This is a genomic window from Paraburkholderia acidiphila (assembly GCF_009789655.1).
Taxonomy (GTDB): Bacteria; Pseudomonadota; Gammaproteobacteria; order Burkholderiales; family Burkholderiaceae; genus Paraburkholderia; species Paraburkholderia acidiphila.
The window spans coordinates 2,178,984-2,194,384 of record NZ_CP046909.1 but is presented as its reverse complement, the minus strand read 5'-3'; the positions used below and the strand labels follow the sequence as shown (position 1 = coordinate 2,194,384).

Annotated in this window: 14 protein-coding genes; 9 read left to right on the top strand and 5 right to left on the bottom strand. The window is 66.4% G+C overall.

Features of this window, described 5'->3' with window-relative positions:
• Positions 1 to 44 precede the first annotated feature (44 nt).
• From mobA to FAZ97_RS09840, 3 genes are all read right to left on the bottom strand, one after another.
• Complete coding sequence (gene mobA, locus FAZ97_RS09850; RefSeq protein ID WP_233271565.1) at positions 45 to 668, bottom strand: molybdenum cofactor guanylyltransferase MobA; 624 nt, start codon at positions 666 to 668, stop codon at positions 45 to 47.
• A 16-nt stretch (positions 669 to 684) separates the two neighbouring features.
• Complete coding sequence (gene moaA, locus FAZ97_RS09845; protein ID WP_158758271.1) at positions 685 to 1,806, bottom strand: GTP 3',8-cyclase MoaA; 1,122 nt, start codon at positions 1,804 to 1,806, stop codon at positions 685 to 687.
• Positions 1,807 to 1,968: 162 nt separating this feature from the next.
• Complete coding sequence (locus tag FAZ97_RS09840; protein ID WP_158758270.1) at positions 1,969 to 5,211, bottom strand: Rne/Rng family ribonuclease; 3,243 nt, start codon at positions 5,209 to 5,211, stop codon at positions 1,969 to 1,971.
• Positions 5,212 to 6,064: 853 nt separating this feature from the next.
• Between FAZ97_RS09840 and FAZ97_RS09835 the strand changes: the two genes are divergently transcribed.
• From FAZ97_RS09835 to FAZ97_RS09820, 4 genes are read left to right on the top strand one after another with little or no spacing between them, the layout of a single operon-like run.
• Positions 6,065 to 7,102, top strand: a complete 1,038-nt coding sequence (locus FAZ97_RS09835; RefSeq protein WP_158758269.1) for an RluA family pseudouridine synthase — start codon at positions 6,065 to 6,067, stop codon at positions 7,100 to 7,102.
• 33 nt (positions 7,103 to 7,135) lie between these two features.
• The gene (locus FAZ97_RS09830) at positions 7,136 to 7,795 is read left to right on the top strand and encodes an HAD-IIIA family hydrolase (RefSeq protein WP_158758268.1); all 660 of its coding nucleotides are present in this window, start codon (positions 7,136 to 7,138) and stop codon (positions 7,793 to 7,795) included.
• On the top strand, positions 7,792 to 8,196 hold the full coding sequence (locus tag FAZ97_RS09825) for a Rieske (2Fe-2S) protein (RefSeq protein ID WP_158758267.1): 405 nt from the start codon (positions 7,792 to 7,794) through the stop codon (positions 8,194 to 8,196). The genes FAZ97_RS09830 and FAZ97_RS09825 overlap by 4 nt, the downstream gene beginning before the upstream one ends.
• Before the next feature lie 30 nt (positions 8,197 to 8,226).
• Positions 8,227 to 9,231: a S49 family peptidase gene (locus tag FAZ97_RS09820; RefSeq protein ID WP_158758266.1), complete on the top strand. Its 1,005-nt coding sequence runs from the start codon at positions 8,227 to 8,229 to the stop codon at positions 9,229 to 9,231.
• Positions 9,232 to 9,330: 99 nt separating this feature from the next.
• Here FAZ97_RS09820 and FAZ97_RS09815 read toward each other — a convergent pair whose 3' ends face one another.
• Together FAZ97_RS09815 and FAZ97_RS09810 are read right to left on the bottom strand one after the other, a co-directional pair.
• A complete protein-coding gene (locus FAZ97_RS09815; RefSeq protein ID WP_158758265.1) occupies positions 9,331 to 10,053 on the bottom strand; it encodes an SAM-dependent methyltransferase in 723 nt (240 codons plus the stop codon).
• Positions 10,050 to 10,688, bottom strand: a complete 639-nt coding sequence (locus tag FAZ97_RS09810; RefSeq protein WP_158758264.1) for a Maf-like protein — start codon at positions 10,686 to 10,688, stop codon at positions 10,050 to 10,052. Before FAZ97_RS09810 ends, FAZ97_RS09815 begins: the two co-directional genes overlap by 4 nt.
• A 415-nt stretch (positions 10,689 to 11,103) precedes the next feature.
• On the opposite strand from FAZ97_RS09810, the gene FAZ97_RS09805 reads away from it, so the two are divergent.
• The 5 genes from FAZ97_RS09805 to fabD all read left to right on the top strand — a co-directional run bounded on the left by FAZ97_RS09805 (position 11,104) and on the right by fabD (position 15,395).
• Positions 11,104 to 11,745: a DUF177 domain-containing protein gene (locus FAZ97_RS09805; RefSeq protein WP_158758263.1), complete on the top strand. Its 642-nt coding sequence runs from the start codon at positions 11,104 to 11,106 to the stop codon at positions 11,743 to 11,745.
• Positions 11,746 to 11,889: 144 nt separating this feature from the next.
• Positions 11,890 to 12,069, top strand: coding sequence for a 50S ribosomal protein L32 (rpmF, locus tag FAZ97_RS09800; RefSeq protein ID WP_018441573.1), 180 nt, complete (start codon positions 11,890 to 11,892; stop codon positions 12,067 to 12,069).
• A gap of 134 nt (positions 12,070 to 12,203) precedes the next feature.
• Positions 12,204 to 13,343, top strand: coding sequence for a phosphate acyltransferase PlsX (plsX, locus tag FAZ97_RS09795; protein ID WP_158758262.1), 1,140 nt, complete (start codon positions 12,204 to 12,206; stop codon positions 13,341 to 13,343).
• A complete protein-coding gene (locus FAZ97_RS09790; protein ID WP_158758261.1) occupies positions 13,343 to 14,332 on the top strand; it encodes a beta-ketoacyl-ACP synthase III in 990 nt (329 codons plus the stop codon). The genes plsX and FAZ97_RS09790 overlap by 1 nt, the downstream gene beginning before the upstream one ends.
• A gap of 124 nt (positions 14,333 to 14,456) precedes the next feature.
• Complete coding sequence (gene fabD, locus FAZ97_RS09785; protein WP_158758260.1) at positions 14,457 to 15,395, top strand: ACP S-malonyltransferase; 939 nt, start codon at positions 14,457 to 14,459, stop codon at positions 15,393 to 15,395.
• Positions 15,396 to 15,401: the final 6 nt, after the last annotated feature.

Here is a 15,401-nt window from a genome sequence, read left to right as displayed (position 1 = left end):
GTGTGCCGGGGACGGCGGCTGGCCGGGCGCCGCCCGATTGCAATTCAGGCGCGTTCGAGTTCGGCCAGTTCCTGTAAGGAATTGATATTGTAAAACGCACGTTCATCGGCAAAGGCGACTTCGGCGGCCGTGTGGCGCGCGTACCACGCACGAACCTTGCGCTCGCCGGCAGCCAGAAAGGCGGCGAGGTCGTCGGCGAGGGCAGTGCGCACGAGTGCGAAGACGGGATGCAGCGAGACCTCGCCTGCGGCATTCGTCGTGGTCGCGGTCACGATATCGGCATGCCGCGCCGATGCGGCGTGGCCGAGGCGCTCGGCGAGATCGGCTGGCAGCCAGGGCGAGTCGCAGGGCGCCGTGAGGAGCCACTCGGTCTGCGCCGCGCGCAGACCGGCGAGCAGCCCCGCGAGCGGGCCGGGGAAGTCGGGCATCGTGTCGGCGAGCACACTGGCTTGCCATGGCGCGCCGAGCGCCGCGTAGGCGTCGCTGTTGCGGTTCGCGCTGATCGCGAGGGCGCCCACCTGGGGCGCGAGGCGCGCGAGAACGTGGGCCGCGAGCGGTTGGCCGTGCAGCCTCTGCAGACCTTTGTCCGCGCCGCCCATGCGCTGGCCGCGGCCGCCCGCGAGTACGAGGCCCGTGATCGATCCGGTGGATAGGGTGTTGGCGCTCATCGGCGTCGTTGGCTTCTCAGCCGCCGATGTAGGACATTTCGATGCGCCGCTCATCAGTGGAACCCGGCGCCTGCGCGCTCCCGCGCAATTGCGAGTAGCGATCGGCACGGCCTTCCCATACCTGCGCGATGGCGCCGGAGATCGCCGCATCCGTGGCGCCGTTGCGCAACAGCGCGCGCAGGTCGTAGCCCATCGAGGCAAACAGGCACAGATACAGCTTGCCTTCGGTCGAGAGGCGCGCGCGCGTGCAATCGCCGCAAAAGGCGCGAGTCACGCTGGAGATCGCGCCGATCTCGCCCGCGCCGTCCGCATAGCTCCAGCGTTGCGCCGTTTCGGCGGCATTGTGGGGCTCGAGCGGCACGAGCGGCCAGTGCTCGGCAATCCGCGCGACGACCTCGGCCGAAGGCAGTACTTCGGCCATGTTCCAGCCGTTCGACGTGCCCACATCCATGTACTCGATGAAGCGCAGCGTCACGCCCGTGCCGCGGAAATGGCGCGCAAGCGGCACGATCTCGCCGTCGTTCGTGCCGCGCTTGACGACCATGTTGACCTTGATCGGCGCGAGACCCACGGCGTGGGCCGCCGCGATGCCGTCGAGCACGTCGGCCACCGCGAAATCCGCGTCGTTCATGCGGCGAAAGAGGGCGTCGTCGAGCGCGTCGAGGCTCACCGTCACGCGCGTGAGGCCTGCGTCGCGCAGGGCGCGCGCCTTGCGGGCAAGCAGCGAGCCATTGGTGGTGAGCGTGATGTCGAGCGCCTCGCCTTCGGGCGTGCGCAGCGCGGCGAGACGCTCGATCAGGAATTCGATGTTCTTGCGCAGCAGCGGCTCACCGCCCGTGAGGCGGATTTTGGTGACGCCGTGCGCGACGAAAAGCCGCGCGAGCCGCTCGATTTCCTCGAGCGAAAGCAGCGCGGAATGCGGCAAAAACGGATAGTCCTTGTCGAACACCGCACGCGGCATGCAGTACACGCAGCGGAAATTGCAGCGGTCCGTGACCGAGATGCGCAGGTCGCGCAGGGGTCTGGCGAGTGCGTCGAAGACCGCGCCAGATGGCGCGCGCACGGTCCCCACGGCCTGCCCGGGCAGTTCCGGCGGCAGCGATCGAATATCGGCAACGGGGATGATGCGTCGTGTCATGGTCTCTTCATTCTCGCGTTGATTCGATTTTAGCTGAACCCGCGCGCACCGACAGACGAGGGAGAACGCTGATATATCAAAAAAAAGCCCGCCGGGTAGGGCGGGCTCTTCGGGGCGCGCCGGACTCGAGGCCCGGCGCGCGGCCAGTTGCGCTTGCGGCGCTTACGGCTGGCGCGTGGTTTCGACCTGCTGCATCGGCGTGCTGTCGACCGGCGGCAGCGCCTTGCGCTCGCGCGGCGCGCGTGCGGGCTTCACCAGCTGCGCGGCGGCTTGCTGGGCGGCGTGCAGCTTGTCGGCGTCGGTATTGACCCAGACGAGACCCGCCGATTCCAGCATCGGGCGCAGCGTGTCCGCGGCGGCCGGAGCCGGCGAGGGCGCCGCCGCTGCCACCGGAGCCGGATGCTGTGCAGCCGGCTCGGGGGGCGCGATGACCGCAGGAGCCGCGGCTATCACTTCCTGCACCGGCTCCGGTTGCGCGGCGGGCACAGCCGCCGGCACTTCGGTCTGCGGCGCTTCGACGCGGTCTTCACGCACGACTACGGGCTGCGTTTCGGCCTGGACCGGCTCGGCCGGGGCTGCCGGCGCGACAGGTTCGTCCGCTGCGGCAGGCGCCACAGGAGCGACAGGAGCCATCGGTGCTGCGGGTTCCTCGGCCTTCGGCTCGACCCCATGCGCGGTCTCCACGCTCGCCGGTGCGGCTTCGGCAGGTGCCGGAGCCGGAACTTGCTCTGCAGCGGGCGCAACGGTTTCGACCGGCGTAGCCGTCACGACGGCGGCCACGTGAGCGGCTTCGGCGACGACGGCGGCGGCCGGCAGTGCGGTCACGACAGTCTCGACAACTGCCTCGGTGCGCGCTTCGACGGCCGGTGCTTCATGCAGTTGTGCGGCAATGGCAGGCTGCTCGACGGCCGGTTGGGCCGGTGCGGCTTCCTCTTCGCCTTCCGGCGCGTCCGCGCCCGGCGTGAGGCCCGCTGCATCCGTTTCGCGCTCGCGGCGACCGCCACGGCGGCCACGACGACGACGACGACGCTCTTCGCCTTCACGCGGCGCGCCTTCTTCGTCGGCACCCGCGCTCATACCTTCGGGCAGTTCTTCCGTCTGCGTCGCTTCGACGCCTTCGGCGCCTGCCGATGCGGCGTCAAGACGCTCTTCCTGGGCTTCCGCAGCCTCGGCTTGCTGACGGCGACGCTGCTCATTGCGTTCACCGCGCTCGCCGCGTTCACCACGTTCGCGTCGCTCGCCGCGTTCCTGGCGCTCGCCGCGTGCGGCGCCGGCTTCCGCCGTCGTATCGCTACGGTCCTGGCCGCGCTCGACACGCTCGATGCGCTGTTCGCGCTCGGCGCGTGCTTCGCGGCTTTCACGCGGTTCACGTTGCTCGCGCGGCTCACGTTGTTCACGCGGCTCGCGTTGCTCGCGGGCGCCACGGCCTTCGCGTGCTTCACGCGGTTCGCGTGGCTCGCGCGGTTCGCGCTCTTCACGGCGTCCAGCCTGTTGGCCGGTGCGTGCGCCGCCTGCGCCTTCGCCGCGGCCTGCCGCGTCGCGACCGCCGGTGCGGCGATTGCGGTTACGGTCGCCGCCACTCTTCTCGCCGCGCTCGGTACGCGCTTCGCGGGTCGGACGGGTGGCCTTTTCGGGTTGAGCAACCGGTGCCGGTGCGGGTGCCGCAGCCGGCGCGCCGAAGAGGCGCTTGACCCAGCCGAAGAAGCCGCCGCCCGCGGGCGTCACGGCCACTTGCGCGGCGACCGGTGCGGCTTCGGCCGTCTTGACCGGTGCGCTCGGTGCCGGACGCTCCGGCGTGATGCCCTTCACCGCGGCTTCCTGCTTGGGCTTGGCTTCGGCCGTGCGCTTGCTGTAGCCGGTTTCCGACTCGAGTTCGCGGGCCGCTTCCTCGGCCATCTTCCACGAAGCGCGCGGATCGTCGAGGCGTGCATCGTCGTGACGCAGGCGCTCGAGCTTGTAGTGCGGCGTTTCGAGATGCTTGTTCGGGATCAGCACGACGCCGACCTTGAAGCGCGACTCGATCTTGTTGATTTCCGAACGTTTTTCGTTGAGCAGGAAGGCGGTCACTTCGACCGGCACCTGGCAATGGATCGCCGCGGTGTGCTCCTTCATCGCCTCTTCCTGGATGATGCGCAGGACCTGAAGCGCCGACGATTCGGTATCACGGATATGACCCGTGCCGTTACAGCGCGGGCAGGTGACGTGGCTGCCTTCCGAGAGGGCGGGGCGCAGACGCTGACGCGAGAGTTCCATCAGGCCGAAGCGCGAGATCTTGCCCATCTGCACGCGCGCGCGGTCGTGGCGCAGCGCGTCCTTCAGGCGCTGCTCGACTTCGCGCTGGCTCTTGGCGGACTCCATGTCGATGAAGTCGATCACGATCAGGCCGCCCAGGTCGCGCAGGCGCAACTGGCGCGCCACTTCGTCGGCGGCTTCGAGGTTGGTGCGCGCGGCGGTTTCCTCGATGTCGGCGCCCTTGGTGGCGCGCGCCGAGTTCACGTCGATGGCGACGAGCGCCTCGGTGTGGTCGATCACGATCGCGCCGCCCGAGGGCAGCGGCACCGTGCGCGAGTAAGCCGTCTCGATCTGGTGCTCGATCTGGAAACGCGAGAAAAGCGGCACGTCGTCGTGATACCGCTTCACCTTGTTGACATTATCCGGCATCACGATATCCATGAAGGCGCGTGCCTGGTCATAGATCTCGGTGGTGTCGATGAGGATTTCGCCGATGTCGGGCTGGAAGTAGTCGCGGATCGCGCGAATGACGAGGCTCGATTCCAGGTAGATCAGCATGGGCTGACCGGACTGGCCGGCCTGCGACGCGGCTTCGATGGCGCGCCACAGTTGCAGCAGGTAGTTCAGGTCCCACTGGAGCTCTTCGGCGGAGCGGCCGATGCCGGCCGTGCGCGCGATGATGCTCATGCCGTCCGGCAGTTGCAGCTGCGCCATGGTTTCGCGCAGTTCCTGACGGTCGTCGCCCTCGATGCGGCGCGAGACGCCGCCGCCGCGCGGGTTGTTCGGCATGAGGACGAGGTAGCGGCCGGCGAGCGAGATGAACGTGGTGAGGGCGGCGCCCTTGTTGCCGCGCTCTTCCTTCTCGACCTGAACGATCAGTTCCTGGCCTTCCTTGAGGGCGTCCTGGATGCGCGCACCGCGCATGTCGATGCCTTCGCGGAAGTACTGGCGGGCGACTTCCTTGAACGGCAGGAAGCCGTGGCGGTCTTCGCCGTAGTTGACGAAACACGCCTCGAGCGAAGGCTCGATACGGGTGACGATCCCCTTGTAGATATTGCCTTTGCGCTGTTCGCGCCCGGCGGTTTCGATGTCGATGTCGATGAGCTTCTGTCCATCGACGATGGCGACACGCAGTTCTTCCTGCTGTGTCGCGTTGAACAGCATTCGTTTCATTGAACGACTCCAGTGCGTTCGCGCGCGAGCCGCACGGTGCGCGGCGGCGACGCCAGGCAGCACGGTGCGGGCAGCGGCGAGCCGCGCCTTATTGTGTTGTCACAAGCACGCTGGAGCGGGAACGATGGCGAGGAGAATTGCCTTTTCTGGGCGCCGGTCCGGCGTTACGTTGCCGTGGACGGGGCCGCGTGGGCACATGCGAAATACGTCTTCAAGAAGCGAAAAGACATGCCGCGGGTTCGCGACGGCAACGTTTTCCTGTGCTTCCAATCCACCTGCCTGTCGTGGCCATGGTTGTGCCGATAGTTGAACTCATCGCACTGGCCGTGACAGACGCCTGCCGCAGCGGCGAACCGCGCGCGCTTGCGACTGGATCAGGTTCGCGGCCTCAAGATTCAATCAGGGCCGCGCACGGGAAGCTTTCAGGAACGCCCGCCTTCCCCCTCGGGGTGTCTCGCCACTTTTGACGTCGCCTTGTCCCGCACATTGCCGGGACGCTTCGGGCGCTCGCCGTATTTTCGCCACCAGCGCCTCCTTCGGCGGTCACTTCGACCGCGCGGCGGGACGCGCCGGATAAATTCTTTATACCAATGTTCCGTTACCGTCGGAGCCGCTCCTGACCGAACGTGCCTGTGGGCGCCGTCCCTGCCGGAATGGTGTTCCGTGCGTGCAACTCGTTGCTTCTCATCAAGCGGGGTGAGCAACCAGCCCCGGGCGCAAGTAAAATAACCGTTTATTGCTTGCAGCCTGCGCTCGCCGCGTGGTCCGAGTCCAGGATAACCCTCTTGGGGTTCGCAGGACATTTGGCCGAAAGGCCTACCGTTGCGTCGGCGCTGGGCAAATTATATTCAGAATGAAAGGGTTAGGCAAAACATCCCAGAATCAGGTCGCAAGCGACCAGGTTTCGTTCGTCGAAATCGACGAGGGCGCGGCCGGTCAGCGCATCGACAACTTTCTCGTGCGCGTCTGTAAAGGCGTGCCGAAAAGCCACATCTATCGCATTTTACGTAGCGGGGAAGTGCGCGTAAATAAGGGTCGGGTCGATGCGCAGTATCGGCTCGCCGAAGGCGACATCGTGCGCGTGCCGCCCATTCGCACGTCGCAATCGAGCACGCCGGCCGGTGCCGCGCCGGTGCCGGCGGCTCAGTTTCCCATCATCTACGAGGACGACGCGCTGCTCGTCATCGACAAGCCCGCCGGCGTGGCCGTGCACGGCGGCAGTGGCGTGGCGTTCGGTGTGATCGAGCAGTTGCGCGAAGCGCGTCCGCAGGGCAAGTTTCTCGAGCTGGTCCACCGGCTCGACCGCGAAACGTCGGGCGTGCTCATGCTCGCGAAGAAGCGCGCCGCGCTCGTCGGCCTGCATGCGCAGATGCGCGACAACCAGACCGACAAGCGCTATTTCGCCTGCGTCCATGGCGAATGGGCGAGTGACTGGGGCCGCCGGCGCGCCGTGAAGGAGCCGCTTCATAAGTATCTGACCCCGGAAGGCGAGCGCCGCGTGCGCGTACAGCCGGACGGCATGCCCTCGCATACGGTGTTCAATCTTGTCGAGCGCTGGCCGGGTTACGCGTTGCTGGAAGCCGAGTTGAAGACGGGCCGCACGCACCAGATCCGCGTGCACCTCGCTCACCTCGGGCTGCCGATCGTCGGCGACGCCAAGTACGGCGATTTCGCGCTCAACAAGGAACTCGCGCGCACGAGTGCCCGGCCGGGCATCAAGCGCATGTTTCTGCATGCGCACCGGTTGAAGCTGGCTCACCCGATTACGGGCGCCCCATTGCAGTTCGAGGCGCCGTTGCCGGCGGATTGCCGCGGCTTCGTCGACGCGCTGCGCGCGCAGCGCGAGAGTGGCGCTGGCGAAGACGCCACCGCGGCAGCCCGTCCCGAATGACACCGAATCTGACAGCGTTTGGAGAAGTCCTGCATGGCTCGAGAGTTATTTGATCTGATTGTGTTCGACTGGGACGGCACCCTGATGGACTCGACCGCCCATATCACGCGCAGCATCCAGGCGGCGTGCCGCGACCTCGGCCTGCCCGTGCCGGGCGACGAGGCGGCGAGCTATGTGATCGGCCTTGGCCTGCGCGAGGCGCTGCAGATTGCCGCGCCCACGCTCGATCCGGCCGACTACCCGCGGCTGGTCGAGCGCTATCGCATTCATTATTTACTGAAGGACCAGCAGACCGAGCTGTTCGCTGGGGTGCGCGAGATGCTCGCGGAACTGCGCGACACCGGCTACCTGCTTGCCGTGGCGACGGGCAAGAGCCGCGTGGGGCTGAATCGCGCGCTGGCGGATTCGCGGCTCACGAGCCTCTTCGACGGCACCCGCTGCGCCGACGAAACGTTCTCGAAGCCGCATCCGGCCATGCTTCAGGAACTTACGCGCGAACTGGGGCAGGATCTCGGCCGCACGGTGATGGTCGGCGATACCACGCATGACCTGCAGATGGCGATCAACGCGGGCGCGGCGGGCATTGGCGTGGCGTATGGCGCGCATGCGAGCGGCGCGCTCGAAAAGCTCGAGCCGCGCTTCGTCGCGCAGGACGTGGCCGCGCTTGCGGGCTGGCTGCGGGAGAACGCATGAGTACGGCGGCGCAGGCTCCGACGCTCGAGCCGGTGCGCGTGTGCGCGGCCGAGGACCTCGCCGAGGGCGGCGAGGGGCGCCGCATGAACGCGACCTACGCGGGCGGCGACGCCGTGGTGTTCTTCGTGCGCTACGGCGGCGAGGTGTACGGCTACCTGAACCGCTGCGCGCACGTGCCGATGGAACTCGACTGGGTCGAGGGCCAGTTCTTCGAGTCGTCGGGGCTCTATCTGATGTGCGCCACGCACGGTGCGATCTATCAGCCCGACACGGGCAAGTGCGTGGGCGGCCCGTGCCGCGGCGGCCGGTTGCGCCCCGTGCAAGTCGAGGAACGCGACACGCCCGAGGGCCGTGCGGTATTCTGGCTGCCGGACGACGCTTTGCGTCCGACCCCAACCTGACCTCTGACCTTCGACCCGTTACCCGCTCGCATGTCCGACAATCCGACCCCTGATTCGAACGAAGCGCCCCGCGCGGCTTCGTCAGACCGCGGCGCGCCCGCGCCTGGCTGGGAGCGCGAGGCGCTCGAACGCATCGCGCTCGCGGCGATCACCGAACAGCGCGCGGCGCGGCGCTGGCGCATCTTCTTTCGCTTCGCGTTTCTCGCCGTGTTCGTGGTGATCGCGTGGGCGATCCTCGATCTTTCGGGCGCGCGCGTGGAAAGTGAAGGGCGTCATACGGCGCTCGTTTCGCTCGACGGCGAAATCGGCTCTGACACATCGGCGAACGCCGAGGACATCATCAGTGCGCTGGACAGCGCCTTCGACGACGACGGCACGGCAGGCGTGATCCTGCACATCGACAGCCCCGGCGGCAGCCCGGTGCAGGCCGGCATCATCAACGACGAGATTCACCGTTTGCGCACGAAGTACCCGGCCATCCCGCTGTATGTGGTGGTGGGCGACATGTGCGCTTCGGGCGGTTATTATGTCGCGGCCGCCGCCGACAAGATCTACGTCAACAAGGCGAGCATCGTGGGCTCGATCGGCGTGCTGATGGACGGTTTCGGCTTCACCGGACTCATGGACAAGCTCGGCGTTCAGCGGCGCCTGCGCACCTCCGGCGAAAACAAGGGCTTCTTCGATCCCTTCTCGCCCGACACGCCGAAAATGGATGCGCATGCCCAGGAAATGCTCGATCAGATCCACCAGCAGTTCATCGACGCCGTGAAGGCGGGTCGCGGCAAGCGCCTGAAGGACTCGCCGGATGTCTTCTCGGGCCTGTTCTGGACCGGGCAAAAGAGTGTGGAGCTGGGTCTCGCGGATGGCTACGGCGACACCGACTATGTGGCGCGCGAAGTCATCAAGGCGCCGGACGTCGTCGATTACACGGTCAAGCAGAGCCTGACCGATCGCGTGGCGAAGCGCGTGGGCGCGAACATTGGCTCGGCCGCCGTGCATTCGCTGCTGATGGGCGGCAAGCTGTCAGTGCACTGAGCGCCGGCGGCACTTCAGGTGCCGTTCGTCCTCAAGAAAAATCGGCCGCTGCGCAAGGGTTGCGCAGCGGCCGATTCGTTTTTGTGCGCCAAAGCGCGTTCAGTTCGCGAGCAGCAGGAAAATCGCCGGCCGCTTGTGCAATTCGGGCGCGGGCTTCTTTTTCCAGTCGGCTACGGCGCGGCTCACGATCGTCTCGCTCGGCAGCGTGAGGTCGGCCGCGACGCACACGAGTGTGGAGGGCGCGCAGGTCGCGAGCAGGGCGTCGAGCAGCGTGCGGTTGCGATAGGGCGTCTCGATAAAGATCTGCGTCTGCTTGCCCTTGCGCGAGGTCTGCTCCAGTTCGCGCAGCTTTTTCACGCGCTCGTTCGCATCGACGGGCAGATAACCGTGGAACGCGAAGCTCTGGCCGTTCAGGCCGGACGCCATCAACGCGAGCAGGATCGAACTCGGCCCCACGAGCGGCACGACCTTGATGCCGCGTTCGTGCGCGCGCCGCACGAGCAGCGCGCCCGGATCGGCGACTGCGGGCACGCCCGCCTCGGAAACGAGCCCTGTGTCGATGCCCGCGAGGAGCGGAGCGAGCAGCTTGTCGACCTCGCCCGCGGGCGTGTTGACGTTCAGTTCGCGGATGTCGATTTCCTGGATCGGACGCGTCGTGCCCACGCGCTTGAGGAACGCGCGCGTGGTCTTCGCGTTTTCGCCGATATAGCTTGCGAGCGCGCCGGCGCGCTCGCGCACGGGCATGGGGAGGACCGCGTTGAGCGCGGCATCGTCGCCTTCGCCTAGCGTGTTGGGGATCAGATAGAGGGTGCCGAGGGTCATGCTTGCGTCTCCAGCAGCGGATAGCCCGCGGCGAGCAGCATGCGCGTGAGCGCAATGAGCGGCAGGCCGATCAGGGCGGTGGGATCGTCCGATTCGATCGCTTCGAGCAGCGCAATGCCGAGCCCTTCCGCTTTCGCGCTGCCCGCGCAGTCGTAGGGCGTTTCGGCGCGCAGATAGGCGTCGAGCGCCGCATCGGGGAGGTCGCGAAAGCGCACCTTCGTGACGACATCGACGGTATCCGTTTGGCCAGTAGCGGTGTCGAGCACGCTCAGGGCACTATGGAACAACACATCGCGGCCGCGCATGGCCTGCAGCTGCTCGAGCGCGCGTTCGTGCGTGCCGGGCTTGCCGATCTGGCGGCCATCGAACGTGGCGACCTGGTCGGAGCCGATCACGAGCGCGCGACTAGCGCCCGCGGGCAGGGCGGCGGCCACGGCACGGGCCTTCGCGGCGGCGAGGCGCAGCGCCGTCGCCTCGGGCGTTTCGCCGGGGTGCGGCGTTTCGTCGATGGCGGGTACGGCCGTCTCGAAAGGAATGCGCAGACGCTCGAGCAATTCGCGCCGGTAGCGCGAGCTGGAGGCGAGGATGAGGGCGGGGCGGCCCGTGCGCGGGGCCTGCGAGGGAGAATCCTGCATGTTCGATCGAAGTATGAAAGCGGCTGCGAGTATGACTGGAAGGTGCGACTGTGGTTTGGGCTTTTCGGGTCGATTTCGTCTCGAAAACGGGGGCGGATACTTCGCAAAACGCCGTCAAAGACGCCCGAAAACCGCGCTCGCACAGACACTTGCGTACGCGAGCTTAAGTGTTTGACTCACAAAGATAAAGGCGATATGATTTTGGGCTTTTCATCGGTATGCTCTCGCCGCACGTCTTGTGCGGGCGCCAGTGTCGATGATCAATTCCGGCCAAAGATGGTCAAATCGGTTGGCCAAAGATGGCCAAAGCGGTTGGCTAAAGCGGCGGACCGGTGCAAGCTGGATTGCTGCGAGCCGCTGTTGGCTTACGCGCATCGCTCGCCGGTCGCCCAAGCCTTGAAGCAGGAGAGCGCACATGACCGAACATTCTGGTAAGCCTGCTGGCGCCGAACTGAACCCGCGTGATTTCGATCTCTTCGAATTCGCGCGCAGCGAGCGCGAAGCAGCAGGCGTCGTGCGCGTCTCGCAACTGCCGCGCATGTTAAACGAAGTCCCGGCCGAGGCGCCAGATCGCGATACCGCGTTCACCTGGCAGGCTGCGGGCTTTACCGAGCAGGAATTGCAGGACAACGGCACCGAAGGGCCGCAGCCATACCTGCGCCTTGCCGTTCACGGTGGCGCGTGGCTCGCGTGCCAGCGGTGCCTCGCTCCCTACGAGCAGGCATTCAATGCGGATGCGACCTTCCGTATCGTCCAGACGGAAGAAGAGGCGGACGAGTTTCCGCTCGACGACGATGAAGTCGAAGTGATCGTGGGCTCGCGCCATTTCGATCTCGTCGACTTGATCGAAGAGGAGCTGTTGCTCGCGCTGCCGCTGGTGCCGAAGCACGAAGTCTGTCCGGAAATTCACGAAAGTCTCGCCTCGGGTCCCGACGGCGCGCAAGGCGTGGATTCCGTGGACGACGTGCCGGAGCAGGAAATCGAGCCGGAAGAGCGCGTCAACCCGTTTGCGGCGCTCGAATCGCTCAAGAAGGACGGTCCCGGCAGCAAGCACTAAGGCAAGCCAAGGTAAGCCTTAGGCGGCTGCGTGGGGCAGGCAGTACCAGACGCGTGGGCCTGAGCCCGGAGTCCGGCCACCCCCTAAGGGTGGCGGCGGCCGGATCGGGCTGTGTTAGAATTCGGAAAATTTTCAGGAGTTATCATGGCAGTTCAACAAAACAAGAAGTCGCCGTCGAAGCGCGGTATGCACCGCTCGCACGATTTCCTCACGGGCGCGCCGCTGGCCGTCGAGCCGAGCACGGGTGAAGTGCATCTGCGTCACCACATCAGCCCGAACGGCTACTACCGCGGCAAGAAAGTCGTCAAGACCAAGAACGACTAATCGTTCCAGCATGCGGCGTATGGCTCCCAGCCTGGTGCCGCATCTGACGATCCCGTTCGCTTGACCATATTTCGGCTCGGCAAAAAGGCGGCATTCAACTGCCGCTTTTTTATGCCTGAAATCCGTCGCATTCCATGACTGTTACGCTCACGATAGATTGCATGGGAGGCGACCACGGCCCGTCTGTGACGGTGCCTGCCGCAGTCCATTTCGTCCGCTCGCACCCTGACGCGCATCTTATGCTCGTGGGCGTCGAGTCGGCGGTTCGCGCCCAGTTGAAAAAGCTGAAGGCGGCGGACCATCCCGCGCTTACCGTCGTGCCCGCCACCGAGGTCGTCGAAATGGACGATCCGGTTGAAGTCGCCCTGCGCAAGAAAAAAGACTCGTCGATGCGCGTCGCGCTCAATCGCGTGAAAGAGGGCGAGGCGCAAGCTTGCATCTCGGCCGGCAACACCGGCGCGCTGATGGCCGTTTCGCGCTATGTGCTCAAAACGCTGCCGGGCATCGAACGCCCGGCTATTGCCTTTGCACTGCCCAATCCGCGCGGTTACACGACGATGCTCGACCTCGGTGCGAACGTCGACTGCGAGCCGCAGCATCTGCTGCAGTTCGCGGAGATGGGCCATGCGCTCGTCGCGGCGCTCGAGGGCAAGGATCGCCCAACCATCGGGCTCCTGAATATCGGTGAAGAAGTCATCAAGGGCAACGAGACCATCAAGCGTGCGGGCGAGCTCCTGCGCGCGAGCACGCTGAACTTCCGCGGCAACGTCGAAGGCAACGACATTTACAAGGGCACCGTCGACGTTATCGTCTGTGACGGTTTCGTTGGGAATGTCGCGCTCAAGACGTCGGAGGGCCTCGCGCAGATGCTCAACGACATGATCAAGGAAGAGTTCGGTCGCTCGTGGCTCACCAAGCTCATGGCGATTGCCGCTCTGCCCGTGCTGATGCGCTTCAAGAAGCGCGTGGACCATCGCCAGTACAACGGCGCGGCGCTGCTCGGCTTGAAGAGCCTCGTCATCAAGAGCCACGGCTCGGCCGACGCCTACGCGTTTGAGTGTGCGATCAATCGCGGGTATGATGCCGTCAAAAATGGCGTGCTGGAGCGCCTCGCGCGCGCCATGGAAGAAAACGCCGGTTCGCTCGAACAGGCGGCAGACGAGCCCGGCGGCGCCCACAACGTGCAAGCCGCGCAGGCGGGGCAGGCGACTAGCGTGCCCAGCCAGGCAGCGGGCGAGGTACCGCCCGGCGCCGCATCATCCTCGAAGGCATAATGGCTCAATCGACTCTCTATTCCCGCGTGATCGGCACGGGCAGTTATCTTCCGCCTGATCGCGTCACCAACCAGGAACTCGCCGAACGGCTCGCCGCGAAAGGCGTCGAGACGAGCGACGAGTGGATCGTGGCCCGCACGGGCATTCATGCGCGCCACTTCGCCGCGCCCGACGTCACGACGAGCGATCTCGCGCTTGCGGCGTCGCAGCGCGCGATCGCCGCGGCCGATGTCGATCCGCAGTCGATCGATCTCATCATCGTCGCCACTTCCACGCCCGATTTCGTGTTTCCGAGCACGGCCTGCCTGTTGCAGAACAAGCTCGGCATCCGCAATCACGGCGCGGCGTTCGACGTGCAGGCCGTGTGTTCGGGCTTCGCGTACGCCGTTTCGGTGGCCGACAGCCTGATCCGCAGCGGCCAGAACCGCACGGCGCTCGTGGTCGGCGCGGAAACCTTCTCGCGTATTCTCGACTTCAACGACCGCACCACCTGCGTGCTGTTCGGCGACGGCGCAGGCGCGATCGTGCTGCAGGCATCGAGCGAACCGGGCGTGCTTTCGAGCGCGCTGCACGCCGACGGCAGCTACGCGCACATCCTGTGCACGCCGGGCAACGTGAATGGCGGCGTGATCGCGGGCAACGCGTTCCTGCACATGGACGGCCAGGCGGTGTTCAAGCTCGCCGTGAACGTGCTCGAAAAGGTCGCGATCGAGGCGCTCGACAAGGCGCAACTCACCGCCGACCAGGTCGACTGGCTGATTCCGCACCAGGCCAACATCCGCATCATGCAAGGCACCTGCCGCAAGCTCGGCCTGCCCGCCGAGCGCATGGTGGTGACGGTGGGCGAGCATGGCAACACCTCGGCGGCCTCGATTCCGCTCGCCTTCGACGTCGCGGTGCGCGACGGCCGCATCAAGCGCGGCCAGAACGTGCTGATCGAAGGCGTGGGCGGCGGCTTCACGTGGGGCGCCTCCGTCATCCGCTTCTAGGCATCCTGAGCGGGCTTTCGCGCTCCCGCAGCCGGGGTGTGCGCACGACATCCATGTTGTGCGCAGCCGGCGGCGGTTCATCCGAGCGCACTGCCCACCTGTATTGATCGAATTTGGGGACGTTATGAGATTCGCGTTCGTTTTTCCCGGACAAGGCTCGCAGGCCGTCGGCATGCTCGACGCCTTCGCCGATAACACCATCGTGCGCGAGACGCTGCAAGAAGCGTCCGACGCGCTCGGCCAGGACCTCGGCAAGCTGATCGCCGAAGGCCCCGCCGAAGAGCTCAACCTCACCACCAACACGCAGCCGGTCATGCTCACCGCCGCCTACGCCGTTTATCGCGCGTGGCAGCAGGCGGGCGGCCCGGCGCCGGCTATCGTCGCGGGCCACAGCCTCGGCGAATACACCGCGCTCGTCGCCGCCGGCGTGCTCTCGTTCCGCGACGCCGTGCCGCTCGTGCGCTTCCGCGCCCAAGCCATGCAAAGCGCGGTGCCGGTGGGCGAGGGCGGCATGGCCGCCGTGCTCGGCCTCGACGACGACACCGTGCGCGCAGTCTGCACGGAAGCCGCAGCCGCGAGCGGCGGCGTGGTGGAAGCCGTCAACTTCAACGCGCCGGCACAAGTCGTGATCGCGGGTCATAAGGGTGCGGTCGAGAAGGCCTGCGAAATCGCCAAAGCGAAGGGCGCCAAGCGCGCGCTGCCGCTGCCGGTTTCCGCGCCGTTCCACTCGTCGCTGCTCAAGCCCGCGTCGGATCAGTTGCGCGAGTACCTCACGAACGTCACGCTGAACGCGCCGCAAATTCCCGTGGTGAACAACGTCGACGTCGCGTTCGAAACCGATCCCGCGAAGATCCGCGACGCGCTCGTGCGCCAGGCCGCGGGCGCCGTGCGCTGGGTCGAGTGCGTGCAGGCCATCGCGGCGCAAGGCGCGACACACGTGGTCGAATGCGGTCCGGGCAAAGTGCTCGCGGGCCTCACCAAGCGTATCGACGGCAACCTGGTCGGCGCCTCGGTGCTCGATCCGAAGTCGCTCGACGAAGCGCTCGCGCTTCTGAAGGCCTAAGCGCCT